The organism is Enterococcus sp. CWB-B31 (assembly GCF_020567645.1).
Taxonomy (GTDB): domain Bacteria; phylum Bacillota; class Bacilli; order Lactobacillales; family Enterococcaceae; genus Enterococcus_L.
Genome location: NZ_JAJDJW010000009.1, coordinates 97,107 through 121,087, shown reverse-complemented (window position 1 = coordinate 121,087; position 23,981 = coordinate 97,107). Strand labels below are relative to the sequence as shown.

Sequence of the window (23,981 nt, the reverse complement as noted above, 5' to 3'; positions counted from 1 at the left end):
AAAAATGAAGACAACAGCAGTGCGACTATATGGGAAAAAAGATCTTCGTCTGGAAGAATTTGAACTGCCAAAAATTAATGAAGATGAAATACTGGCTTCAGTTATTACCGACAGCATTTGTATGTCCACATGGAAACTGGCAAACCAGGGAGCAGATCACAAAAAGGCGCCGGATAATTTGGCAGAACAGCCAATTATTGTTGGACATGAATTCTGTGGTGAGATTTTAGAGGTAGGTGCAAGTTGGCAAAGTAAATACAAACCGGGTGAAAAATATGTTGTTCAGGCAAATTTACAGTTGCCGGATCGCCCGGATTGTCCAGGGTACTCATATCCATTTACGGGCGGAGACGCGACGTACATTATCTTGTCAAAAGACGTTATGGTACAGGATTGTTTAATTCCTTATAATGGCGAAACGTATTTTGAAGGTTCGTTGATTGAACCATTGTCCTGCGTTATAGGTGCTTTTGAAGCGAACTATCATCTAATTGATAACAGCTATGAACATAAAATGGGAATTAAAGAGGATGGAACATTATTAATTATGGGAGGTACCGGACCAATGGGGCTGTTGGCGATTGACTATGCACTTCATGGGCCCGTCAACCCGAAAAAGATCGTTGTTACCGATGTGAATGAAGAGAAACTAAAGCGGGCGGAAGCACTTTACCCAAGCCAAAATGGGATTGAAGTATTTTATGTAAATGTGAAAGATGAGTCAGATCAGACTGAATTCTTGAAAAAGACAGTCGGAGGGAAATTTGATGATATCTTTGTGATGATTCCGGTGTCTAAAGTCCTGAGTGAAGCGTCAGCACTGCTGAATCCTGATGGCTGTTTGAATTTCTTTGCTGGACCACAGGATAAAACTTTTTCAGCAGAAATCAACTTTTATGATCTGCATTATTCCTTCACCCATTATGTTGGAACTTCCGGGGGCAACACAGAGGATATGCGAAAAGCAGTCGAATTAATTGAAGCCAAAAAAGTAAATGTTGCCAATGTTGTTACACATATATTGGGGCTAAATGCGGTAGGAGAAACAACGCTTAATCAGCCGGAAGTAGGCGGCGGGAAAAAGCTTGTTTATACACATAAAAATTTTGAACGTACAGAATTATCTGAGCTGGAAGATCTTGACAACGAATTGGCTAAAATTGTGGCAGAAAATCAAGGAATTTGGTCAAGACAAGCAGAAGATTATGTATTGAGACACTTTGAAGAAATTTGAGGAAGAGTCAAATTAAGAAGTACAAATAGAAAGAAAGGATTTCTCTTGTCCTTGATAGAGAAATCCTTTCTTTCTATTTTAGCCAACTACTTTTATTTTTTAAAAGCTTCTGCCTCCGCCGCCGAAGGTTCCTCCACCGGTCGAGTGGGTAGTACTTCCACCACCACTGCTGCCGCCGGAGCCGCCATTGCTTTTTGGAATTCTTCGCTGTGTAACAAATGAATTTGTGAGACGATCTTCTTTACTAGTAAGCTGCAAAGCGGATTTCTCACGATATGGATAATTGTAGGAATCAAATTTCAGGCGATAGCGCGAAACAGCAATTCCGACAAAAATTCCTGTAATAACCAGAGCTGCAGCAACTGCAATAATAATTTCGGTTATAGTCAATGTTTTATAATACGTAATTTTCCCGGTTTCACTGTCAATTCGGTAGTGCCCTTTAGGAACTCCGGCATCAACGTAACGGCTGACATTTTTCAGGAAGCTTTGTGCTGCCTGAAAATAGTTCCCATCGATCATGTAAGGCTCTATATCATCCAGGGTGTTTTCGATTCTGCTGTCAGTCATGTAGTCAATCATGTTGCCGGAAGTGGAAATAATAAATTTCCGGTTGTTCATATCAATATAGAAGGTGATCCCATTCTCGTTTTTTCCAATTCTGTCCATCATATACAAGTCGGCAAAACGGGTAGAATCATCTGTATTCGTTGTATTAGTCACTATAAAGACTGAGGCTTTTGCTTTCGTTTCGATTTCTTCCGCTGCTTTATTCAATTGTTGAATCTGTTCAGCAGTCAGCAATCCTGCCTGATCATCAACGGTATTATTTCCAGCTAGAGCAAAGGAAGGGAGCAGAAACAAAGAGCCGATCAGCGCTATAAAAAGTATAAAGTGCTTTCTCATATCATGTAGCCCCCAATCAAAAAGAGAATCAGAAGAACTGCAAACATACCCAAACTGAACAAGCCTAATCGTTTGCCGCTGATTGGCAGTACACCGTTCACTTTACCTGTTCGACCGTTCATTGCGTAGTAATAAACCTGATCACCGCCGGATTGATTACGATACGTGACCAGCCACATCGGAAGTAAGACATAATTGGATTTTTGCCTGTCAACAGAAATGGATGTTCGGACATTTGAGAGCGTTGTATAACCTGCTGCGGAATCTTTTAGCAAAGATTCCGAATAACCCTTCAGTTCCTTGTTTACCTGATCTTTGATTGCTTCATATTCAATATCCCTTTTCTCGGCTTGAAACCCTGCCAGATATTGGCTTTTAAAATCAACAGCTTGATTGATCGGGAAGGGCTGAACCCCCTCCATCATTTTTTGCTGAGTATTTTTAGATAAAGCATTTTTCAGCAGCTCCCGAAAGTTCAATTTTCCTTTTCTTCCTACTGCAAATTGCTTTGTTTCAGTAAATTCAATATCTCCAACCCGCCAAATTCGAATCGCTGTTCCAGCTGCATCCATTTCTCCGCTAATCTCAGAATCAACAGACCAATAGGGAAAATAGACTCCAGTCAATTTTTCAATCTGCTGTTTGTTGAAAAAATCTTTGGGAATAAACCACTTCTTTTTAGTCCAAGCTAAAAATTGTTCAACAGCTTCTTCTTTTTCAATGGAAAAAGGCAGCACTTTGTCAGGTAAAAATTTTCCGCTGAGTCTGCCGGAAAGAACGACTGGATTATGACAGTAATAACAGTATGTTGCTGCTGTGGTTGCATCAGTAACGATTTCAGCACCACAGCTGTTACAAATAAAAAGTTCCATATTTTCAGATTCAGCCTGTTGTGTCTGACTATCTGAAGAATCAGGTGTTTCGATTGGTTGAGTAGTATTGTTTGCTGAATTGTTCGTATTTTCTTCCAGCTTTGCCTCACGCTGTGCCCGCTCATAAGCAGTAACTTCTTCCTCTGTATAAATATTTAAGCAATATTCACAATGAAATTTTTGATCTTTCGGATCAAATAACAGCGGACCGCCGCAATTAGGGCATTTATGAGTAAAAGAGTCCATTGCAATTTCCCTTTCTATCGTTAATAAGAAAGAGAGCAGGAAATGTTCACTGCTCCTCTTTCAAGTATGCTGCATATCCAAAAATTAAATAGGGACACCTTGGAAAGGTTTGCCGCAATTAGGGCAGAATTTAGGAATCCCGCCTGCTAAATCAACAATTTCCCCACATTCGTTGCATTTCATTTCTAATTTTGGTTTTTCATCTGTCGGTTTAGGTGTCCCACAGTTAGAACAGAATTTTCCGGTGTTCTCAGTACCACACTGAGGGCAGACCCAACTGCCGCCGGTGCTATTTTCAGCTGCCTGATTTTGTTGGGCAGCTTGTTGTTGTTGCATCTGCTGCTGATTTGTTTGAGAGGCTTGACTGAAATAGTTCCCGGTAGTATTCATCCCCATGCCGACTCCCATAAACCCGGACATTGAACCACCAGGGTTTTTCCCGGCTTCCTCTATTCCACGAGCTATAGAGCCTTGAACATATCCTTCACGTACACTAGCATCACCTAGCATTGCTCCCTGATTTCTCATGTTAATCAGTTTTGTAGAGTCATCTGTATAGGAGATACTGGAGACTGCCGCCGAAACAATTTCCATTCCTCTCAAAGCACGCCAGTTATCATCCAAAATATTGGATAAATAGCTGCTCAGCTCCATACTTTTTGAAGGGACATAGGAAATTCTTTCACCGTCAGCTGACATTTTATTGATAGCTGATTGAAGAGCTGTTAAAAATTCTGCCAAATACTGTTCATTGATATCGCTGATTTCAACCCGGTCTTTGTTTCTTGGAATCGCATTGGTGAAGAACAGCAGAGGATCAGTAATCTTAATTGAATAGGTTCCATGAGCTCTTAAAAACAGCTCTGCGTTATAAAAGTTATCAAAATAGTTAATTGGTGAAGAAGTACCGAATTTGATTCCTTTGATTTCCTGTAAATTGATATAATAAACTTGTTGTTTTTGAGGAGTTGTTCCGCCAAATTTTACCCGGCTGAAGGTTTCCTTAACAGCTTCTTTCAGACTTCCGTTAAATAGAGAAGGGGCAGAATCATTTTTAACGATATAATAGCCTTCTTCTGCTGTATAGTCGATGACTTTTCCGCCATCTACAAGGATCATCATCATATTAGGATATACGTGGACAACAGAATTGTCTGTGATTACGTCACTTGTTCCTTTAGTATTTGATCCCCGACGATCATTTTTTCTGGCAAAAATACCTTTAGTCATGACGGTAGTATCTGACATATCACTTGGTTCAATAATTTCAACCCACTGATCTGCCAAGCCACCAGTAACTGAATCAATTGCTGCTTTAATAATTCCCATTATTATTCCTCCTTGAAAAAGACTTTTCGTTTTATTATACCATAGCTGTTGAATGGAAAGACATGAAGAATACTTAACTTATAAATAAAAATAAGCAGATAAATCAGGGCATATTTTGTAACCAGTTCAACCTTTAAAAAAGATGTTTTTTGTTTTTTTACCTTCAATCAAAAATATGCTACAATAAATCGACAACAAGAGGGAAAGGCGGATTTTTTGTGCGCATTTTAGCAATTGATACATCAAATCAAACATTAAGTGTAGCTGTATGTGAAAACAACCGAATACTAGGTGCATATACCAGCACTGTACAGAAAAATCACAGTACAACATTAATGCCGGCAATATCGAAAGTGATGGAGGATAGTCAACTGAAGCCAAAGGATCTGGATCGAATTGTGGTAGCTCAGGGACCCGGCTCATACACAGGCTTGAGAATTGGAGTAACCACAGCCAAAACTCTGGCTTATTCTTTATCGATTGATTTGGTGGGGATTTCCAGTTTGTTGACTTTAGCAGCTAACTGCCTGAACATGGATAGTCTGATTGTTCCTCTATTCGATGCGCGGAGAAACAATGTCTACAGTGGTGCTTATCAATATGACAAAGTAAATGAAAATTGGGAAACAGTGATCCCTGATCAGCATATCTCAATGAATCAATGGCTTGAAAAATTAAAAGATTTTCCATCCATCTATTTTGTTGGGGAAGATGTTGAGAAATTTCGAATAACTATTGAAGAGAAGTTGGACAATGCTGAAATAAATAAGCATCCTCAGTGGCAGATTCCTTCTGGAGCTGTTTTGGCTCAATTAGGGGCTGGTAAGGAACCAGTAAAAGAAGTTCATCACTTTCTGCCCGAATATCTTAAACGGGTGGAAGCTGAAGAAAACTGGTTGAAAGATCATTTTCCGGGAGATGAGAACTATGTTGAAAAAATTTAATTTTATAGAAAAATTATTTGGAAAAAAGGAACTGCCGAAAGAGTATGAAAGTGCTGTTATTGCGATTGGAAACAATGAATACTTTGTAAGAGAAATTACGCAGGATGATATCAAGGATCTTCTGATGATTGAACGAGAAGTCTATGAAGGAGAGGTTCCCTGGACACGCTCTGCGTTTTTGAATGAACTGCATTCAAAAAATCCGCATTTATATATCCTTGTTCAAAAAGAGGGGAAAACTGTCGGATTCATCGGCTGTAGGGTCATTGAAGCGGATGGACACATTACAAATGTTGCAGTGGCAAAAAAAGAACAGGGAAAAGGGATTGCTGTATACTTATTAAAAGAAGCGATAGCCTTCTCTAAAAATCATCAATGTACAAATATGTCATTGGAAGTGAGGCTGAGCAATAAACATGCTCAGGGAATCTATCGTAAGTTGGGATTTTCATCCAATAAAATCACTGAGGGCTATTATGATGATGGCGAGCATGCACTGGAAATGAAAATGGACTTGTGAGATGTGTAAATGATGAGTGAATTAAAAGAATTGCCAAGTGTCTCTCAATCAGAAGAAAAGCTGTGGCTGTTAAGTGAAAACAGTTACTTCCATGGCTCTCCCTGGACAAAGGATCAATTTAAAGAAGACATTTCTCAACCCAACAGTCATTACCTGATTTATACTGCAAATGAGGTTTGGTTAGGTTTTGTGAGCTATTATCAGACGTTTGATGAAGCGGATATCACACATGTGGTGGTTGAAAAATCCAGACAAAGCAGCGGTGTTGGCAAAAGGATGTTAAAGAGTGTCATTCAATGTATGAAAGAAAGTGGTGTGAAAACAGTCTTTCTGGAGGTCAGAGAATCGAATGAGCCTGCAAAAAAACTCTATAAATCACTTGGCTTCCGGCAGATTGGCAAACGAAAAAATTATTATCATCAGCCAACTGAAGATGGAATGGTGATGGAAATGAGAATGGAGGAGTTGAATTAAATGACTGTTTCTGAAAAAGAAAACAATTTGCTTTTGGCTATCGAAAGCAGCTGTGATGAAACGAGTGTTTCTGTCATAAAAAACGGCGGTGAAATTCTTTCCAATGTTATTGCTTCTCAAATTAAAAGCCATCAGAGATTTGGCGGTGTTGTTCCTGAAGTGGCCAGCCGTCATCATGTAGAACAAATTACTATTTGCATAGATGAAGCGTTGACAGAAGCAGCCGTTTCGCCGGATGAACTTTCTGCGGTTGCTGTTACTTATGGTCCGGGATTAGTTGGTGCTTTGCTGATTGGCGTGTCGGCAGCCAAGGCCTTTGCTTGGGCTCATGACTTGCCGCTGGTTCCTGTCAACCATATGGCAGGTCATATATATGCTGCAAAACTGGTACAGCCTTTGGAATTTCCGTTAATGGCTTTGCTGGTCAGCGGCGGACATACGGAGCTTGTCTATATGAAAGAAGATGGCGAGTACGAAATTATCGGTGAAACACGAGATGATGCTGCCGGGGAAGCCTATGACAAAGTTGGACGAGTACTTGGTCTTGCCTATCCAAGTGGAAGAGAAATTGATATATTGGCCCATCAAGGGTCAGATACTTTTCATTTTCCAAGAGCAATGATGAAAGAATCTAATTATGATTTCAGCTTCAGCGGACTAAAGAGTGCTTTTATCAATACCGTTCATAATGCAGAACAACGTGAAGAAGTGTTGAATAAAGAAGATCTAGCTGCTAGTTTTCAGGCCAGCGTAATTGAAGTTTTAGTTTCCAAGACAATACGAGCCTGTCAGGAGTATCAGGTAAAGCAGCTGATTGTGGCAGGAGGAGTTGCCGCAAATCAGGGCTTGAGGACAGTATTGGAACAGGAAACAGCAGATCAGCTTCCAAATGTTCAGCTGATCATCCCGCCATTAAAGCTTTGTGGAGATAATGCGGCAATGATTGGAGCCGCAGCGTTTATTGAACAGAAAAAAGGCAAGTTTGCAGATTATCATTTAAATGCAGTGCCGGGCCTCAGTTTTTAGCAGCAGAAGAAGCACAGGAGCAAATCTCTTCATGCGACGAGTAATCACAGGAGCAAATCTCTTCATGCGACGAGTAATCGCAGGAGCAAATCTCTTCATGCGACGAGTAATCGCAGGAGCAAGGCCCTTCATGCGACGAGTAATCGCAGGAGCAAGGCCCTTCATGCGACGAGTAATCGCAGGAGCAAGGCCCTTCATGTGACGAGTAATCGCAGGAGCAAGGCCCTTCATGTGACGAGTAATCGCAGGAGCAAGGCCCTTCATGCGACGAGTAATCGCAGGAGCAAGGCCCTTCATGTGACGCGAGTAATCGCAGGAGCAAGGCCCTTCATGCGACGAGTAATCGCAGGAGCAAGGCCCTTCATGCGACGAGTAATCGCAGGAGCAAGGCCCTTCATGCGACGAGTAATCGCAGGAGCAAAGCCCTTCATGCGACGAGCATCGGAAGAAGCGTAGGAGCAAGGCTTGAATGACCCTCAGATATGCGACGAGCATTCGAAGAAGCGTAGGGGCAAAGTCCCTCCATGCTTCGAGGATCGTGTTCGATTCTCGATACAAACGCGTCTGGTTGGAAAAGCGTTGACACCCGTTTTCCTCAATAGTTTTCAGACAGCCTCTAGCCAAGGAGCAAATTTTTTGCTATACTTTGCAATGAATTGAATAGAAAATTTACAGTCAAAGAGAGTACTAGTTTCGGCATTCAGATCAGCGATCCCGGGAAGGTGTAAGCCGGGAATGGAGGAAATTGGGAAGCGCACTTTGTAGTTACTGAATAAAAACAGTCGGCTGACAGCCGTTATCTGTCAAAGCAGGTCTGTTTATAGACAGACAATCAGAGTGGTACCGCGGGAATTTCTCGTCTCTAATAATCCTTTAATGGATTTATTAGAGGCGTTTTTTATTTATATTTAGGAGGGAAATAAATGAACAATAAGCAAATTGTAGCAGAAGCGATCTTCACTGCTGTAAAAGAAGAATTGAGTTTTGAGCAGGTCTTAAGTCTGCTGGAAAATCCCAAAACATCAGATCATGGAGATGTTGCCTTTCCGGCTTTTTCACTGGCGAAGGTTTTCAGAAAAGCACCTCAGCAGATTGCAGCAGAGCTGGCAGAAAAAATAGATCCAGCTTCATTCGAAAAAATTGAAGTGGTTGGTCCATATCTAAATTTTTTCATGAATAAAAAAGTAGTCAGTGGATCAGTAATCAAAGAAGTTATTGAAAAAGGGGCTGACTTTGGTGAGGCTTCAATTGGAAATAACGGAAATATTACAATCGATATGTCTTCTCCAAATATTGCCAAGCCTATTTCGATGGGGCATCTTCGGTCTACAGTAATTGGAAATGCAATTGCAAATATTCTCGAAAAAATCGGCTATAAGCCTGTCAAGATTAATCATCTGGGCGACTGGGGAACACAATTCGGAAAATTGATTGTTGCATATAAAAAATGGGGTTCAGAAGAAGCTGTGAAAGAGGAACCAATTAATGAGCTTCTGCGTTTATACGTTCATTTTCATGAGGCAGCAGAAACAGAACCAGAATTGGAAGAAGAAGCAAGAGCATGGTTTAAAAAGCTTGAAGATGGAGATGAAGGAGCTATTCAGCTGTGGCAATGGTTCAGAGATGAATCATTAAAGGAATTCAATAAAATCTATGATATGCTGGAAGTTTCTTTTGACTCTTTCAATGGAGAAGCATTTTTCAATGACAAAATGGATGAGATCGTTACATTATTGGAAGAAAAGCACTTGTTAAAAGAAGACAAGGGTGCAGACATTGTTGATTTAACAGCTTATAACTTAAATCCTGCTTTAATTCGTAAATCAGATGGGGCAACACTTTATATTACCAGAGATTTGGCGGCTGCCGTTTATAGAAAACGGACATACAATTTTGCGCAATCAGTCTATGTTGTAGGAAACGAACAGTCTAATCATTTCAGACAGCTTAAAGCAGTATTAAAGGAAATGGGCTTTGACTGGTCTGATGATATGCATCATGTCCCCTTCGGGTTAATTACTCAAGGCGGTAAGAAGCTTTCAACCCGTAAAGGAAAAATTGTTCTCTTGGAAGAAGTACTGAATGAAGCAGTGGAATCTGCGGAACAGCAAATACTTGAGAAAAATCCTAGTTTGAAAAATCGACGGGAAGTAGCAGAACAAGTCGGAATTGGGGCTGTTATTTTCCATGATCTGAAAAATGACCGCCTGAATAATTTTGATTTTGTCTTAGATGAAGTGGTTCGATTCGAGGGTGAAACAGGACCGTATGTTCAATATACACATGCAAGAGCCATGAGTATTTTGAGAAAAGCGGACTTTAAAGCGAATGGGTCTGATGACTATAGTTTGAATGACAAAGACAGTTGGGAAGTAATTAAATTATTGCAAAAATTCCCGGAAACTGTTTTGCAGGCTGCTGAAAAATATGAACCTTCTGTGATTGCCAAGCATGCTATTCAGCTGGCTCAAGCTTTTAATAAATACTATGCTCATGTAAAAATCTTGGCTGAGGATGAACAAAAAGAAGCTCGTCTTGCTCTTGTTTCAGCAATGGCTGTATTACTTAAAGAGGACTTGCGTTTGCTGGGACTTCATGCCCCAGATGAAATGTAACAGGATTGTTTTATGGGGATTCCAAACAGAGACTAAATCTTTTCGTTTAATCTATGGTGCTGGAACGGAAACAAATGAAGAGTATGAAACTGTTATGAAAGAATTACTGGAAGCCGCGTTGTATGAAGGCTGCTGCGAATCAGAAAATATCAGAGTTTTTAATTTAATGAAAAAGTTAATGGATATCTAAAGCTGGAAGTAATTTTGAAAGAGGAGTTGGCTAAAACAACGTTCCAACTATCTGAAAACAAATAAGTCATACATCAACAACTTCTTTTTTGAAATCAAAGAGTTGTTGGTGTTTTTTTAAAAGAGGTGGAAATAAATTGGTAAGAAAAATTGAAGTCGTTCCATATAATCCGTTTTGGCCAAGTCAATTTTTAGAGGAGAAGAAAAAGATTACAGAGGTTCTTCCTGCAGCTTTGATTATAAACATCATTCATATTGGAAGTACTTCTGTTCCTAATTTAGCAGCAAAACCAGTCATTGATATCTCATTAATTGTTGATGATATAAATCAGCTGGATCAATACATTAATAATATGGCGGAGCTTGGCTATGAATGCTGGGGAGAGTATGGGTTGCCGGGAAGAAGGTACTTTCAAAAAGGCGGAGATGAGCGTACCCATCAAGTACATGCTTATCAATATGATAATCTGAAAGAAATAGGACGACATGTTGCGTTTAGAGATTATTTACGTACACATCCGAAAGTTGCTTCAGAATATGGTGCAATAAAAATGGAGGCAGCCAATCAAAATCCGACAGATATTGATGGATACATGGCTTATAAGGATGAGTTTGTGAAGAAATTCGAAAAGGAAGCATTGAAATGGATTTGGAAAAATAAATAATAGATAGATATTTCAATTCAATGGACTGTCAACCCTGCATGTTTGAAGACTGCTCTACCATAAAGTATTTTTAATAATCCTAGTGAAGTCATTACCATAAAGGATAAATATTAAGCTTTTTTTACGTCTTTTAAATAATCTAGTATTTTTAAAAAAAGGGTGCTATACTTTTCACAAGTTTAGTGAATTAACTTCAAAAAAAGGTGGAACCCATATCTATGACAGAAAATTGGACTGAAGATAAAGAATATATGTCTTATGTAGAAGATTTATTGGCAACTGAAGAAGTACAGAGGTTGGGAAATTACATTCAACATATAAATTCTACTCGTTTAGAGCATTGTATCAGTGTTTCTTACAACAGTTACAAGCTTGCCAAACGATGGAATGGTGATGCCAGAGCGACAGCAAGAGCTGGACTGCTTCATGATTTGTTTTATTATGACTGGCGTACAACTAAATTTGATGAAGGCTCTCATGCATATATGCATCCAAGGATTGCTGCCAGAAATGCAGAAAAAATTACAGACTTATCTGACTTGGAACGTGACATCATCATCAAGCATATGTGGGGAGCAACTATTGCTCCGCCAAAATATAAAGAAAGCTATATTGTAACGATGGTTGATAAATACTGTGCCATTAAAGAAGCCTCTACACCTTTATTGGAGGGCGTTAAAGGAAAATGGACACAATACTTTGGAAGAAAAGAATCTGTACAGGTACAACCAGTACAGATAAAAAACGAGACACAGCTGTAAGACATGATGAAAGAGCTGCAGGGCTGACTTGTCCGAACTGCAGCTCTTTTTGAATTCAGCTTTAGAATATGTATTAACTTAAAGTATTTCTGTCTGTTTCTAAAAGAGGATTGTGGTAAAATAGTAATAGTTGAATAACTAGAGATGGCGATGGTGTTCGCCGATAAGCATTTATTCCAGTAATAAATTAATGACGCCTACTAAATTAGGAATTATTTTCCTGTTTGGTAGGCGTTTTCATTTTGGATCGGGGGGAATTTGTAATGGGGAAAATGAAGAATCAAATAATAACAATAGGAATGTATATGTTGAAATGGCTGGTGATTTCTGTGATTATCAGCATAATAATGGGATCATTATCTGCATTTTTTCTGACCAGCCTTACATGGGTTACAAATTATCGAATGAGTCATCAATGGCTGTTGTTTTTGTTGCCGATTAGCGGAGCAATCGTTGCTTTTCTTTATAGTCATTACGGAAAAACTGCTGTTGGCGGAAATAACTTGGTTATTAAGGGGGCCAATGGGAGTGAAGAGAAGATTCCGTTGCGCTTAATTCCGCTTACTCTATTTGGAACAATCACAACTCACTTGTTTGGAGGCTCTGTTGGACGAGAGGGGACAGCGGTACAAATGGGCGGAGCAACAGCAGAATTTATTGCCAAGCTATTTAAACTTTCTGGTTATGAACGAGAGATGATACTTATCAGCGGTATTAGTGCAGGGTTTAGTTCTGTTTTTGGAACTCCGCTTGCAGGAACCTTATTTGGCATTGAAGTTCTTGTCTTAGGGAAGCTCCGTTCAGAGGCTGTTTTCCCTAGTTTTTTCTCTGCATTCTTTGCAAATGCTGTAACAGAAATGTACGGTATAACACATAGTCATTATTCAATGGGGGCAATTCCAGAGTGGTCGCTATGGTTGTTTATGAAGCTGCTGATAGCGGGGATTTGTTTCGGTCTGATTGGGTGGGGGTTCAGTCATTCAATTGTTTTTCTAAAAAAAGTCTACAGTAATTGGTTTGAAAATGCTATTGTATATAATTTTATAGGAGGAGCAGTTGTTGTTACGGCAGCTCTTTTACTTGGGAGCCAACGGTATTTGGGATTAAGTTTACCGTTATTATCGGATGCCTTTCAAGGACATGCTTATATGTTTGATTTTGCAGGAAAGTTTTTCTTTACTATCCTTTCGTTGGGTGCAGGGTTTCAAGGGGGCGAAGTTACACCTTTATTTGAAATTGGCGCAACTTTAGGAAGCAGTCTGGCACAGGTTTTACATGTTTCGATACCGTTTTTAGCAGCGCTCGGCTTTATTGGTGTTTTTTCCGGCGCCACGAATACACCAATTGCCTGTTCTGTTATGGGGATAGAGCTGTTTGGGAGTGAAGCAGCTGTTTTTCTTGTTATGATTTGCATTGTCAGTTATTTGTGTTCAGGTAATGCTGGAATTTATTCAGCACAAAAAGTTGAACAGGGAAAGGGACAGCTTTCTTTGCCTCTGTTTGACGACTGGAAAAAGAAGCGTTACAGTAAATAAAATTGAGTGATTACTTTCGACGATTTTCCACTTGTGCTACACTAAATTGGATGGGGTGAATTTATGAAGGAATATCAATATCCGTTGGACTTAGACTGGACAACGGAAGAAATGGTTATTGTGACCAATTTATGGTCTGCCTTAGAACAGGCAAATGAATCAGGGATTACTGTTGAAAAATTTCTGGAAAGCTATACAGCATTCAAAGAAATAGTAAAAAGCATTGGTGAAGAAAAGCGATTGGGCAATGAATTTGAGAAAGCATCGGGCTACTCATTATACCGTACCGTTCAAGAAGCCAGAAAAAGAAAAAACGGAAAGTTAAAAATGGGAGGTTGATCAAATGAAGACAGTAAATGTAGAACAAGTAAAAAACTGGCTGATGGAAGCCGGCGAGTTTATTAAAGAGAGTTTGACAAAAACATTGGAAGTTAAGGAAAAATCTAATCGTAAAGATTTAGTGACTAATATTGATGAAGAGACACAACAGTTTCTTATAAAAAAAATACAGGAAGTTTATCCGAAAGATAAAATTCTTGGGGAAGAGCAGGGCTGCAGTACAATTGATTCTTTAGATGGACGTGTTTGGATCATTGATCCGATTGATGGAACGATGAATTTTGTGATAGAGCAGGAAAATTTCTGTATCATGCTTGGTATATTTGAAGACGGTATTGGACAACTGGGGTTTATCTATGATGTGATGCGCAGTGAATTGTACTGGGGCGGGAAAGAGCTTGGTGTCTATCGAAATAAAGAAAAGCTGTCGGCTCCTGCTCCCGTTGATTTGCGTGACGGTCTTTTAGGCTTCAATGCTTATATGTACGGGGAAAATGTTCATGGGGCAAAAGCGGTGGCAAATGCAAGTATGGGGATTCGGGTGAGCGGATGTGCCGGTCTGGAAATGATTGCACTGCTCAAAGGGAGTCATGTTGGGTATATCTCTAACCTGGCACCATGGGATTATGCACCTGGGATGGTTCTGCTTGAATCTTTCGGCTATCAGTCAACTACTCTTACAGGGGAAGCATTGTCGTTTGATGGAAGAGAATATTTTGCTGCGGCAATGCCGGAGAACCATCAGAAAATTGTTGCAATGTTTAAAGAAAATATGACTGAATAGCAAAGGAATGAATGATTATTTTCAGAAAAAGTATGCACAGTCTAAAGTTTTCAGCATTTATGAAAACTTTGGGCTGTATTTCATGAAAAAAATTTGTTATAATAAACAGTCGGATTTAGATAGTAAATTGTGTAGTAAGCAAACGGATAGGAGCAAACAATGGTAAATTATAGAAATGATATCCGGAACGTAGCAATTATTGCCCACGTTGACCACGGAAAAACAACACTGGTAGATGAGTTATTGAAGCAGTCATCTACATTAGACGGACACACTCAATTACAAGAACGCGCAATGGATTCCAATGCAATTGAAAAAGAACGCGGAATCACAATTTTAGCAAAAAATACTGCTGTTGATTATCAGGGAACTCGCATAAACATTATGGATACACCAGGACATGCGGATTTTGGTGGTGAAGTAGAACGAATCATGAAAATGGTTGATGGTGTCTTACTGGTCGTTGATGCCTATGAAGGAACAATGCCTCAAACGCGTTTTGTTTTGAAAAAAGCATTGGAACAGCATTTGACTCCAATTGTTGTAGTGAATAAAATTGATAAACCTTCTGCTCGACCTGAGCATGTTGTAGATGAAGTACTGGAACTGTTTATTGAATTGGGAGCAGATGAAGATCAGCTTGAATTTCCTGTTATTTATGCTTCTGCTTTGAATGGAACATCCAGTTTGTCAGATGATCCTGCAAATCAGGAAAAAACAATGGGACCAATTTTTGATACAATTATCGAACATATTCCGGCTCCAGTTGACAATAGCGACGAACCGTTACAATTTCAGGTTTCTTTACTTGATTATAACGATTATGTTGGGCGTATCGGAATTGGCCGTATTTTCCGTGGTACGATAAAAGTTGGAGATCAGGTTGCTTTGCTTAAGCTTGATGGAACAGTGAAAAAATTCAGAGTAACCAAACTATTTGGCTTCTTTGGTTTACAGCGTTTGGAAATTCAGGAAGCAAAAGCTGGAGATTTAATTGCTGTTTCAGGGATGGAAGATATCTTCGTTGGTGAAACAGTTACACCGATTGATCATCAGGATGGTTTGCCGATTCTTCATATTGATGAGCCGACACTGCAAATGACTTTCCTTGTTAATAATTCTCCTTTTGCCGGCAGAGAAGGAAAATTTGTTACAGCTAGAAAGATTGAAGAACGTTTGATGGCACAATTGCAGACAGACGTATCTTTACGAGTAGAACCAACAGATTCACCGGATGCCTGGACTGTTTCAGGTCGCGGGGAGCTTCATTTATCTATTTTAATTGAAAATATGCGTCGGGAAGGGTATGAGCTGCAGGTTTCACGTCCGGAAGTTATCGAACGTGAGATTGAAGGAATCAAATGTGAACCTTTTGAACGTGTTCAAATCGATACTCCTGAGGAATATATGGGAAGTGTTATTGAGTCATTGAGCCAGCGTAAGGGCGAAATGCAGGATATGATTCATACGGGGAATGGGCAGATTCGTCTGATTTTCCTTGCACCTGCTCGTGGATTGATCGGTTATACAACAGAGTTCCTGTCTATGACAAGGGGCTATGGAATCATGCACCATACATTTGATCAGTATCTTCCTATGATTCAGGGAACAATTGGCGGACGTCACCAGGGCGCGCTTGTTTCCATTGATACAGGAAAAGCAACTACTTACAGTATTATGAGTATTGAGGAACGCGGAACAGTTTTTGTAGAACCGGGAACAGAAGTATATGAAGGTATGATCATTGGAGAAAACAATCGTGATAATGACCTGACTGTAAATATTACCAAAGCAAAACAAATGACTAACGTTCGTTCAGCAACGAAGGATCAAACTTCTGTGATCAAGAGACCAAAACTTTTAACACTGGAAGAATCACTGGAATTTCTTAACGACGATGAATATTGCGAAATAACACCGGAAAGTATCCGTTTGCGTAAACAAATTCTAAATAAAAATGAACGTGAAAAAGCTTCTAAGAAAAAGAAAAAAGCTGACTAAGATTGCCTGGTAGTTGGTAAATGCATTAAGAGAATAGATTAATTACAAGTAGGATGAGACTAAAAATAGTCCTAAAACAAAAACGGAAATCAAAAAATCTGTTGAACAGATTTTGATTTCCGTTTTTACTTATTTTTTGATGATAACTACATCCTATCTAGTTTCCAAATGATGATAACGGATTCTCATTGATCGTTTTTAACTGTCGAACGTGCTAGTGAGTTCGATCTAAACAAACCTTTATATGCCCAAAAATGAGTGACTGTGAGTTTAGACACAAACTCTCTTCATATCTAAACACTCATGCGTGTTTGTCCGCCCTCTAACCAATGAGTTGAAAGATTTTATTCTGCTAATTGTTGGACTTTTCGACTACTGAAGATACTTTGTGTGTAGAGAAATAAAGGAGTACCTATGTCATCTTCTCCAAGCTTTTCGAGAAGATGAGCGCCGAAAAGCTGAAGTAGCTCCAACAAGGTTAGTAATGAAGCAGAAAGTATTATTTTTTGACAGTAAGATAACCTAATTTTAGGCTGCTAAGCTTCTCATTCTACTGATTTAAGTTGAAAAAAAGCACTGGTATCAATTTTTACTCAGTACTTTTTTAGTTGCTCTTAAGCTTACCTTTTTCATACAGCATCTGTTACGTACTACACAGTCAATAATACTGTGTCTGTTTTACGCGTGACAAAGCTTTTATTCTTTTCGTAGGAAACAACTTATCGTATACTAATCAGATCAATGATTTCGGCAGCCTGTTGATCATATGCATTTGGGATGCTGAGCGTTTGAATATTGTTCAGTAAATTACCAGTTTCTTGGGAAACCCAGTCAGGATCTGATTCATATCGTGGGTCTTGATAGTGATTTGGAATTTTATAAAAACGAATTGAACCATTATGGTTAGACAGATAGGTTACAATCACTGTAGAAGCCATTGTTCCATCCATACTAAAGCTAAGTTGGAAACTTGGTTCCGTCAGTGTCTGTGAACCGTTAAATGGTAGGACTTGGGCACCGGCTGCATTTTTAGTTACTGAGACTTCAATCGGTTGCCCTGTAATGCCATAGTATTGCAAAAGTGCTTCGGTCACACGTGCGTATTCAATCTGTTCTTCAGAGTAGCCTGCTAATGGTGTGGGTACAGTTGCCGTATTTCCTTGCAATACTTCGGCCATCACGTCTGCCTCTTCTATCGGATAGTTCCCGGCATAATTTGATGTAATCAGAGACAGCCCACCATTATTATTGACAAATAGATAGAGTTTGTTGCTATTGTTCCCACCAAAAAAATAAGTATCTTCAGCTACTGGTTGTAGAGCAATTTCTGTATTTACATTTACTGTCCGAATCTTATTGCCAGATGTGCTGTTTGCACTATAAATTCTGATTAACTTTGTTGAAATAGTGTTGAAGGTGGCATTGTATTCATACGTTTGTTCACCCATAAGAAAAGTTACTTTACCTGAGTTTCCGTAAGTAAAGTCCAGCGTAACGGAATCTGGCATATTTATTCCATTAAAATAAAAAGCTAGTGGATAACTCAAGGATTCTCTGGTCACTGCATAAGGATAACTTGAAACTTCTTGCTCGGAAGCTTCACCAATCTCTTTTTCCTGATTGATTTTATCCTTTTCATTTATCACAGATTGAGAGTAAATAGAACCGTCAGCATCCTTTACAGTAACTACACCTTTACTAAACATAAGAACTCTGCCAATAGGTAATGTATATTGCTCTCCTGACTTCAGATCTATACCATTGACTTCCGCTAGCTTTTCATGCTTAATATTCACTTTTTGACCAATTGCCCAAAGGGTGTCACCCCATTTCATTGTATATTCCTTCTGCCCATCTACGATTTGGATGGTGTCAGGACTATTGGGGCTCCATTCCTTCGCTAAAACCGTAGAACCTGCAAGCATTCCCAAAATAAAGAGACATCCCGTCAATAGCATGACAGATAATCTTCTCATTTTCTTTACCTCCTTCTATATTTCATTTTGGTTACGATTTCATTGTATTATCTTTACGAAATTATTTCAATAAATATCACATATATTCGTAGTATTTATTTTTAATCTGTATCAGTTTGATTCGATCACCTAATTTTTTTCGATCTCTTACTGTCTCAAGAGAATCGATAGAAAATGTAGATTCTTCGCCATCTTGTTGAATTGCAGAAATGGTAAATTCTAATACCTCACTTTGATCATTTTCTGCCAGCATATGTGGATGGTTTTTATAAGAGACCGTAATAATTTCAAACTCACCTTTATCTACTATTTGTGAACCATATTATTCTTCTAGTTCGGATAAATTTGGCAGCTTCTTAGTGGCTTCTATACTTGTTCCTGCTGTTTCAAGAGTAATGGAAGAGAAAGATATTGTTTTTCTATCAACCTCTTTTTTTTGATTTACTGCTAAAAAAACAGTAATACCAATCACAGCCAGCAAACCAAGAATTAGTCCTCTGTTTTTCATATTCACACCCCAAATGTTTTTTGGTAACTTAAAATCTATTCAGCTAAAACTTTCATTTGATAATTTAATTGTGTTATCTTACGGTGAGGAACGAACATTTTATATTGAGCGGCACCGAGCTGCAATAATTGTTCTTGCGAGTTTCTTTGTTGCGCTTTTTATTGTCGGAGTGCTCAATGATGGTGGTTCTTTGTCAAATCCAACGGTTATTTAATTGATCAGTTTTTCATATTTCTTTGATTTTTAATAGCTTTTATAACAGGTATACTTTTTTTTTCAAGAAAACCAAGAATTGAGATGAGGAAACGAAGTTAGGACAAAAATGAGCTTATCCAATAATGAAGAAGGAATAGATGAAAATGGTTTTTTTAATATTTCAGTTTATCTTGGTATACTTTCAAAAGGACAGCTGTCGGTTAGCCACATTTTCAGGTTTTGAAAGTGTGGCAATTTTCAACATGATTATTGTTCAACCGCGGTCTGTAAAAAAGTACTTATAGTTATCATTATTTTTCTAAGCACTGCATCAAGATAGCAAAAAACTCCATTAAAAATTAAATTTTTCATAAATATTAACAGAGGGTATAATATTTGTGAAGATGATCAAGTTCTTTTCGTATGGTACCGTTTCAAAATTCTTTCTACTAGATTGGTCACCATAAATCCTGCTGCAAGAGAAGCTGCGGTCATAATAACTGTCATTGCATACTGAAACCCTGACATGTAGCTCCCTAGAACAAAGCTTCTGATAGCCTGGTAGGCGGGACCGCCAGGCACAAGAGGAACTATGCTGGGAATATTAAAAAGTATGGTCGGCATTTTTTTCTTTCTTGAAAAATAGATACTGAGCAAACCAATGCAGACTGCACTGAAAAAGTTTGCAAAAACTTCGCCAGCTTCTAAATGTTTAGCTGCAATAAAAAGCATCCAGCCGGCAGCGCCTGTGATTCCACAGGCATTAAGGGCTTTTCTTGGAATATTGGTAATAATACCAAATGTAACAGTACTCAAATAGCTGAATACCAGATTTATCACTACATTCATATCTTTTCTCCTATAAAAATAAAATAAAAATCATCGAAATACCAATCCCGATAGATCCCGCAACAAAGATGGCTTCAGTTGCCCGAGCCATTCCACTGATTAAATGACCGGCAAGTATATCTCTAAAGGCATTTGTAATTGCTACACCTGGAACGAGCGGCATGACTGAACCAATGATGATATGATCCATATTGCCTGCTAAATTCAGCTTCACTGAAAGATAAGCTAAAAAGCCAATTAGGAAAGCGGCAATAAAATCATCAAAAAATTTCAGTTTCAAAAATTTATTGATTACGAATGATGCTGAAAATCCAGCCATACCAATAAAAAAAGTAGGAATAAAATCTTTCCAGGAACCGCCAAAAATATACATCAGTGTACAACTGACAATTCCTGCTGACAAGATTTGCAGAGGTATAGAGAAGGTTGGAGTATTAAAGTCAATCTCGTTCAAATTTTTTTGAAGTTTCTCAATTGAAATCTTTTTTTGCTCAAATTCCCTGGACAACTGATTGACAGTAGCCACTTTCTGGAGATTAATTCTTCGCTCTCTTATATTTTCTAATTGGGTGTAAGGTAATGACTTAAAGCCCATGAAAATGCCGGTTACAGTTACATGGCTGACACTGTCCTTATATCCTGCGTTGGCGGCAATGCGTTCCATCATTTCTTCAGTTCGGTAGACTTCAGAACCATTTTCCATCATAATTCTGCCTGCAGTCAAACAGATATTGAGTATGAGCTTTATTTCTTTATCAATTTGTTTTTCCATAGTAAAGACCTCTATAAAAGTAATTTGATGCAACAAAATTAGTTTACCATTTTTTTAGGGACTATAAAATAAAAGATATAATTGTCTGCACATATTCATTAGAATTTCTTAATGAAACTGAAGAACAAATAAAATATACTTGATTTTTAACTGAATTAGTCCTATGCTTGTCGTAACAAACCAAAGGGGTCTTTTGAACATGGATAAACAGTGGTCGCTGTATTTAGGAAGCAGTTTGATTGTCGTGATTTTACTTAGGAGAGCAATTCTTCAGGAAAAGTTTTTTCTCAGTGGATTTTTAATCACTCTTTTGCTGGTACAGGTGACAGGTGGTATATTATGTTATTATCAAAGTAAAAAGAAAAAGAGAATCCCGACTTCTAAATAGAAGGTTGGGGTTTTTATTTTGCTTGTTTTAAGAAAAAATGAGATGGAAGCTATGGAAAATACTTCAAATATTGAATAAATACCAAACCTTTCTTGAAGAAAGATAGAATTTATTGGAGCGGTTGTCTTTTTAGAGTATACTAAAGGTAAATATTATTGTTGATAAAGGAATGAAGAATAATGAACGTATTAATGATAGAAGATAATGAATCAGTTTCAGAAATGATGCAAATGTTCTTTTTAAATGAAGGCTGGAAAGCAGTCTTTGAATATGATGGAAAGAAAGGTCTGGACACATTTCTTGAGCATCCGGAAAAATGGGACATGATTACACTTGATTTGAATCTGCCTACAATGGATGGGATGATGGTGTGTCGGGAAATTCGTAAAATTTCTCAGACGGTTCCGATTATTATGCTGACAGCAAGAGATTCAGAAAGTGATCAGGTAATTGGTTTGGAAATGGGAGCCGATGATTACGTAACGAAGCCTTTCAGCCCATTGACTCTGATTGCAAGAATAAAGGCTCTTCATCGACGTTCTGAAATTGTTGAGCATGTGGCTGGGGATGAAGAATCTGATGAATCGTTCGATGTTATGACACAACATTTCAAAATGAATACAAAGACGAGAGAGGCTTATTTGGATGATCAGCTGATCGAAGGTTTGACACCTAAAGAATTTGATCTGCTCTATACACTGGCTAAAAAGCCGAGGCAGGTCTTTTCAAGAGAACAGCTGTTGGAAATGGTTTGGGATTATCAATACTTTGGTGATGAGCGAACTGTGGATGCTCATATCAAAAAACTGAGACAAAAAATTGAAAAGGTAGGTCCTCAGGTTATTCAAACAGTTTGGGGAGTAGGGTATAAATTTGATGATTCTGGGGTAGCTTCATGAAATACCTGTATCAGCAGCTTTTGGCTTTTGGGGGCCTGATTCTCTTAATCATAGTTATTGTTGGAACGTCATTTACACAGATGACGAAAAAAACAATGCAGGATGCAAATTATGATCAGCTTTTCAGGTATGCGGAAGCCGCACTTAAAGCTAAGGATTCGTTCAGTCCAGCACTTTTTACAGAAACTGAGCGGGTAAATTTGGCTTTTCAATTTACTGAAAATACATTTGAAACTCAAAACCTTCAGTTTGTATACCTGGATACTAATATGAATAGAATATTTCCGGAGCAGCTTGAAAAGCCTTTGGAAATTAAAATTTCGGATGCTGAGCTGGAGAGGATGGCTAAAGGTGAAACGGTTTACAAAACAATTGACAAAGATATTTATGGAAATAAAAATGCAACCTCATATGTGATTACACCAGTAACTTATAGTTATGGCGGTAATGAGCAGAGCAATTTGGCCGGTTATTTAATGGTCACTCAGCCTGCAAAAAACGTTACTGACAGTGTGAATGAAGTAACATCCAATTTATCCAAGGGCTTTATTATCTCAAGTGTGGTTGCTGTCATAGTGAGTTATGGGTTTGCGGCCTTTCAGGTGCAGCGGATTAATCGTATGAGAAAAGCTACCCGTGAGATTACTAATGGTAATTTTGATATTAAGCTGCCTGTCCATGATAAGGATGAGTTTGATGATTTGGCTGAGGATTTTAATAAGATGGCTGAATCGCTGGCATATTCACAGGAAGAAATTGAACGGCAGGAAGAACGGCGAAGACAATTTATGGCAGATGCTTCCCACGAAATGAGAACTCCGTTAACGACTATCAACGGACTTCTGGAGGGCTTGGAATACAACGCCATACCGGAAGATCAAAAAGAAAATGCGATTAAGCTAATGCAGAATGAAACGGCACGACTTATTCGACTAGTTAATGAAAATCTTGATTACGAAAAAATAAGGACAGACCAGATTAGTATTGTCGTCAAAAAATTTAATGCAACAGAAACATTAAAAAATATTCTTACTCAGTTGCAGGGGAAGGCTGAAGCAGCAGGAGATACGCTGTATTTGGATGCAGAGGAATCTGTTGATGTTTATGCTGACTATGATCGCTTTACTCAGGTTATTGTGAATATTGTTCAGAATGCCATTCAGTTTACAACGGATGGAGAAATACATGTGAGTCTGGAAAAAGGATATCTGGAAACAATCGTAAAAATCTCAGATACTGGAATAGGAATGACAGAAGAGCAGTTGAAAAATATCTGGGATCGCTACTACAAAGCTGATCCATCCAGAAAGAATACGAAATATGGAGAGTCCGGATTAGGATTGCCGATTGTACAGCAGCTGGTTCGTCTTCATAAAGGAAAGATTGCCGTTGAAAGTGAAATTGGCAAAGGAACAACCTTTACCGTAACCTTCCCGGATATTGAAGTGGAAAAAGCTTAAAAAGCTAGTGGTCTGACCACATTATAAATTATAATAAAAGATAGTCTATAAATGATATTCAATGATAGAAAATTTCAGCTTGTATACTTCAATGACAAGAACGAGCAGCTGTTAGTCCCGTTTGTGCAGGAATAGTTATGCAAAGCTATGATGGGAATAAATTCGTCAAAATTATTCTATATACGAAGAGATAGCTGTATGCAGATGACAAGCTTTGAAGGTATAAACATTCAAGATTTAAACGGAGTCTGCCTCTCTTGATCCAGTAAAATGCTAGACGAATGATGATCTTCGAATGTGAAACATTCATTCCATAATTGGAGCAGTTGTTCATTTATATTGGCACATGTCTAATAGTCTGGTGTATAACTTGCTGCGCTTGTCGCAGCTTAAGGTCATACAAGAACTTGCGCCTGCGCTTCTTCAGATGCTCGCTGCATACCCAGTAGTCTCATATGTAATACTACTGGGTATGCTCCACGTTTCTTGGATTA

25 protein-coding genes and 1 riboswitch are annotated in these 23,981 nt (G+C 38.6%); of the genes, 18 read left to right on the top strand and 7 right to left on the bottom strand.

Annotated features, from left to right (window positions below):
• Positions 1–4: 4 nt before the first annotated feature.
• A complete protein-coding gene (locus LI954_RS10030) occupies positions 5–1,234 on the top strand; it encodes a zinc-binding dehydrogenase (RefSeq protein WP_229444391.1) in 1,230 nt (409 codons plus the stop codon).
• A 99-nt stretch (positions 1,235–1,333) separates the two neighbouring features.
• On the opposite strand, the gene LI954_RS10025 is transcribed toward LI954_RS10030, so the two are convergent.
• The 3 genes from LI954_RS10025 to LI954_RS10015 form a co-directional block, all read right to left on the bottom strand.
• Positions 1,334–2,140: a TPM domain-containing protein gene (locus LI954_RS10025; protein ID WP_229444390.1), complete on the bottom strand. Its 807-nt coding sequence runs from the start codon at positions 2,138–2,140 to the stop codon at positions 1,334–1,336.
• Complete coding sequence (locus LI954_RS10020) at positions 2,137–3,258, bottom strand: two-component system regulatory protein YycI (RefSeq protein ID WP_229444389.1); 1,122 nt, start codon at positions 3,256–3,258, stop codon at positions 2,137–2,139. Before LI954_RS10020 ends, LI954_RS10025 begins: the two co-directional genes overlap by 4 nt.
• Positions 3,259–3,342: 84 nt before the next feature.
• Positions 3,343–4,587, bottom strand: coding sequence for an SPFH domain-containing protein (locus tag LI954_RS10015; protein ID WP_229444388.1), 1,245 nt, complete (start codon positions 4,585–4,587; stop codon positions 3,343–3,345).
• A gap of 218 nt (positions 4,588–4,805) precedes the next feature.
• On the opposite strand from LI954_RS10015, the gene tsaB reads away from it, so the two are divergent.
• The 14 genes from tsaB to typA all read left to right on the top strand — a co-directional run bounded on the left by tsaB (position 4,806) and on the right by typA (position 16,440).
• Positions 4,806–5,531 (top strand): tRNA (adenosine(37)-N6)-threonylcarbamoyltransferase complex dimerization subunit type 1 TsaB, encoded by a 726-nt coding sequence (tsaB, locus tag LI954_RS10010; RefSeq protein ID WP_202068526.1) that lies wholly within the window; start codon positions 4,806–4,808, stop codon positions 5,529–5,531.
• On the top strand, positions 5,515–6,051 hold the full coding sequence (gene rimI, locus LI954_RS10005; RefSeq protein WP_202068524.1) for a ribosomal protein S18-alanine N-acetyltransferase: 537 nt from the start codon (positions 5,515–5,517) through the stop codon (positions 6,049–6,051). Before tsaB ends, rimI (LI954_RS10005) begins: the two co-directional genes overlap by 17 nt.
• Before the next feature lie 9 nt (positions 6,052–6,060).
• Positions 6,061–6,525 (top strand): ribosomal protein S18-alanine N-acetyltransferase, encoded by a 465-nt coding sequence (rimI, locus tag LI954_RS10000; protein WP_229441118.1) that lies wholly within the window; start codon positions 6,061–6,063, stop codon positions 6,523–6,525.
• Positions 6,526–7,551, top strand: a complete 1,026-nt coding sequence (tsaD, locus tag LI954_RS09995; RefSeq protein ID WP_202068521.1) for a tRNA (adenosine(37)-N6)-threonylcarbamoyltransferase complex transferase subunit TsaD — start codon at positions 6,526–6,528, stop codon at positions 7,549–7,551.
• A 31-nt stretch (positions 7,552–7,582) separates the two neighbouring features.
• Complete coding sequence (locus LI954_RS09990) at positions 7,583–7,753, top strand: hypothetical protein (protein WP_229444387.1); 171 nt, start codon at positions 7,583–7,585, stop codon at positions 7,751–7,753.
• Between the two features lie 95 nt (positions 7,754–7,848).
• On the top strand, positions 7,849–8,007 hold the full coding sequence (locus LI954_RS09985) for a hypothetical protein (protein ID WP_229444386.1): 159 nt from the start codon (positions 7,849–7,851) through the stop codon (positions 8,005–8,007).
• Positions 8,008–8,474: 467 nt separating this feature from the next.
• A complete protein-coding gene (gene argS / locus LI954_RS09980; protein ID WP_202068520.1) occupies positions 8,475–10,166 on the top strand; it encodes an arginine--tRNA ligase in 1,692 nt (563 codons plus the stop codon).
• Positions 10,156–10,356, top strand: coding sequence for a hypothetical protein (locus LI954_RS09975; RefSeq protein WP_202068519.1), 201 nt, complete (start codon positions 10,156–10,158; stop codon positions 10,354–10,356). Before argS ends, LI954_RS09975 begins: the two co-directional genes overlap by 11 nt.
• Positions 10,357–10,492: 136 nt before the next feature.
• A complete protein-coding gene (locus LI954_RS09970) occupies positions 10,493–11,020 on the top strand; it encodes a GrpB family protein (RefSeq protein WP_229441115.1) in 528 nt (175 codons plus the stop codon).
• A gap of 218 nt (positions 11,021–11,238) precedes the next feature.
• Positions 11,239–11,781, top strand: coding sequence for an HD domain-containing protein (locus LI954_RS09965; RefSeq protein ID WP_229444385.1), 543 nt, complete (start codon positions 11,239–11,241; stop codon positions 11,779–11,781).
• 137 nt (positions 11,782–11,918) lie between these two features.
• Positions 11,919–11,988, top strand: a riboswitch (Fluoride riboswitch).
• 56 nt (positions 11,989–12,044) lie between these two features.
• A complete protein-coding gene (locus LI954_RS09960) occupies positions 12,045–13,316 on the top strand; it encodes a voltage-gated chloride channel family protein (protein WP_420705975.1) in 1,272 nt (423 codons plus the stop codon).
• A 63-nt stretch (positions 13,317–13,379) separates the two neighbouring features.
• Positions 13,380–13,655 (top strand): UPF0223 family protein, encoded by a 276-nt coding sequence (locus LI954_RS09955; protein WP_202068517.1) that lies wholly within the window; start codon positions 13,380–13,382, stop codon positions 13,653–13,655.
• Positions 13,656–13,659: 4 nt separating this feature from the next.
• Entirely contained in the window at positions 13,660–14,439 is a 780-nt protein-coding gene (locus LI954_RS09950; protein ID WP_229444384.1) for an inositol monophosphatase family protein, read from the top strand.
• Positions 14,440–14,598: 159 nt separating this feature from the next.
• Positions 14,599–16,440 carry a translational GTPase TypA gene (gene typA / locus LI954_RS09945; protein ID WP_202068513.1) on the top strand — a complete coding sequence of 614 codons (1,842 nt, stop codon included), beginning with the start codon at positions 14,599–14,601 and terminating at the stop codon, positions 16,438–16,440.
• A 719-nt stretch (positions 16,441–17,159) separates the two neighbouring features.
• On the opposite strand, the gene LI954_RS09940 is transcribed toward typA, so the two are convergent.
• From LI954_RS09940 to LI954_RS09925, 4 genes are all read right to left on the bottom strand, one after another.
• Positions 17,160–18,416, bottom strand: a complete 1,257-nt coding sequence (locus tag LI954_RS09940; protein WP_229444383.1) for a LysM peptidoglycan-binding domain-containing protein — start codon at positions 18,414–18,416, stop codon at positions 17,160–17,162.
• A gap of 322 nt (positions 18,417–18,738) precedes the next feature.
• The gene (locus tag LI954_RS09935; RefSeq protein WP_202068511.1) at positions 18,739–18,924 is read right to left on the bottom strand and encodes a hypothetical protein; all 186 of its coding nucleotides are present in this window, start codon (positions 18,922–18,924) and stop codon (positions 18,739–18,741) included.
• A 603-nt stretch (positions 18,925–19,527) separates the two neighbouring features.
• Positions 19,528–19,968, bottom strand: a complete 441-nt coding sequence (locus tag LI954_RS09930; protein WP_202068509.1) for a threonine/serine exporter family protein — start codon at positions 19,966–19,968, stop codon at positions 19,528–19,530.
• 10 nt (positions 19,969–19,978) lie between these two features.
• A complete protein-coding gene (locus LI954_RS09925) occupies positions 19,979–20,740 on the bottom strand; it encodes a threonine/serine exporter family protein (RefSeq protein ID WP_229444382.1) in 762 nt (253 codons plus the stop codon).
• Positions 20,741–20,939: 199 nt separating this feature from the next.
• On the opposite strand from LI954_RS09925, the gene LI954_RS09920 reads away from it, so the two are divergent.
• The 3 genes from LI954_RS09920 to LI954_RS09910 all read left to right on the top strand — a co-directional run bounded on the left by LI954_RS09920 (position 20,940) and on the right by LI954_RS09910 (position 23,487).
• Entirely contained in the window at positions 20,940–21,128 is a 189-nt protein-coding gene (locus tag LI954_RS09920; protein ID WP_202068505.1) for a hypothetical protein, read from the top strand.
• A gap of 179 nt (positions 21,129–21,307) precedes the next feature.
• Complete coding sequence (locus LI954_RS09915) at positions 21,308–22,027, top strand: response regulator transcription factor (protein ID WP_202068504.1); 720 nt, start codon at positions 21,308–21,310, stop codon at positions 22,025–22,027.
• Positions 22,024–23,487, top strand: coding sequence for a sensor histidine kinase (locus tag LI954_RS09910; RefSeq protein ID WP_229441109.1), 1,464 nt, complete (start codon positions 22,024–22,026; stop codon positions 23,485–23,487). The genes LI954_RS09915 and LI954_RS09910 overlap by 4 nt, the downstream gene beginning before the upstream one ends.
• Positions 23,488–23,981: the final 494 nt, after the last annotated feature.

What these genes read in the sequence shown, in the direction of transcription:
- LI954_RS10015 (WP_229444388.1), bottom strand. Translation starts at nt 4,587, where the DNA reads ATGGGAATTATTAAAGCAGCAATTGATTCAGTTACTGGTGGCTTGGCA.
- LI954_RS10025 (WP_229444390.1), bottom strand. Translation starts at nt 2,140, where the DNA reads ATGAGAAAGCACTTTATACTTTTTATAGCGCTGATCGGCTCTTTGTTT.
- rimI (WP_202068524.1), top strand. Translation starts at nt 5,515, where the DNA reads ATGTTGAAAAAATTTAATTTTATAGAAAAATTATTTGGAAAAAAGGAA.
- LI954_RS09930 (WP_202068509.1), bottom strand. Translation starts at nt 19,968, where the DNA reads ATGAATGTAGTGATAAATCTGGTATTCAGCTATTTGAGTACTGTTACA.
- LI954_RS09960 (WP_420705975.1), top strand. Translation starts at nt 12,045, where the DNA reads ATGGGGAAAATGAAGAATCAAATAATAACAATAGGAATGTATATGTTG.
- LI954_RS09975 (WP_202068519.1), top strand. Translation starts at nt 10,156, where the DNA reads ATGAAATGTAACAGGATTGTTTTATGGGGATTCCAAACAGAGACTAAA.
- LI954_RS09955 (WP_202068517.1), top strand. Translation starts at nt 13,380, where the DNA reads ATGAAGGAATATCAATATCCGTTGGACTTAGACTGGACAACGGAAGAA.
- LI954_RS09990 (WP_229444387.1), top strand. Translation starts at nt 7,583, where the DNA reads ATGCGACGAGTAATCACAGGAGCAAATCTCTTCATGCGACGAGTAATC.
- typA (WP_202068513.1), top strand. Translation starts at nt 14,599, where the DNA reads ATGGTAAATTATAGAAATGATATCCGGAACGTAGCAATTATTGCCCAC.
- argS (WP_202068520.1), top strand. Translation starts at nt 8,475, where the DNA reads ATGAACAATAAGCAAATTGTAGCAGAAGCGATCTTCACTGCTGTAAAA.
- LI954_RS09940 (WP_229444383.1), bottom strand. Translation starts at nt 18,416, where the DNA reads ATGAGAAGATTATCTGTCATGCTATTGACGGGATGTCTCTTTATTTTG.
- LI954_RS09965 (WP_229444385.1), top strand. Translation starts at nt 11,239, where the DNA reads ATGACAGAAAATTGGACTGAAGATAAAGAATATATGTCTTATGTAGAA.
- LI954_RS09915 (WP_202068504.1), top strand. Translation starts at nt 21,308, where the DNA reads ATGAACGTATTAATGATAGAAGATAATGAATCAGTTTCAGAAATGATG.
- rimI (WP_229441118.1), top strand. Translation starts at nt 6,061, where the DNA reads ATGATGAGTGAATTAAAAGAATTGCCAAGTGTCTCTCAATCAGAAGAA.
- LI954_RS09950 (WP_229444384.1), top strand. Translation starts at nt 13,660, where the DNA reads ATGAAGACAGTAAATGTAGAACAAGTAAAAAACTGGCTGATGGAAGCC.
- LI954_RS09910 (WP_229441109.1), top strand. Translation starts at nt 22,024, where the DNA reads ATGAAATACCTGTATCAGCAGCTTTTGGCTTTTGGGGGCCTGATTCTC.
- LI954_RS09925 (WP_229444382.1), bottom strand. Translation starts at nt 20,740, where the DNA reads ATGGAAAAACAAATTGATAAAGAAATAAAGCTCATACTCAATATCTGT.
- tsaD (WP_202068521.1), top strand. Translation starts at nt 6,526, where the DNA reads ATGACTGTTTCTGAAAAAGAAAACAATTTGCTTTTGGCTATCGAAAGC.
- LI954_RS10030 (WP_229444391.1), top strand. Translation starts at nt 5, where the DNA reads ATGAAGACAACAGCAGTGCGACTATATGGGAAAAAAGATCTTCGTCTG.
- LI954_RS09920 (WP_202068505.1), top strand. Translation starts at nt 20,940, where the DNA reads ATGGATAAACAGTGGTCGCTGTATTTAGGAAGCAGTTTGATTGTCGTG.
- LI954_RS10020 (WP_229444389.1), bottom strand. Translation starts at nt 3,258, where the DNA reads ATGGACTCTTTTACTCATAAATGCCCTAATTGCGGCGGTCCGCTGTTA.
- LI954_RS09935 (WP_202068511.1), bottom strand. Translation starts at nt 18,924, where the DNA reads ATGAAAAACAGAGGACTAATTCTTGGTTTGCTGGCTGTGATTGGTATT.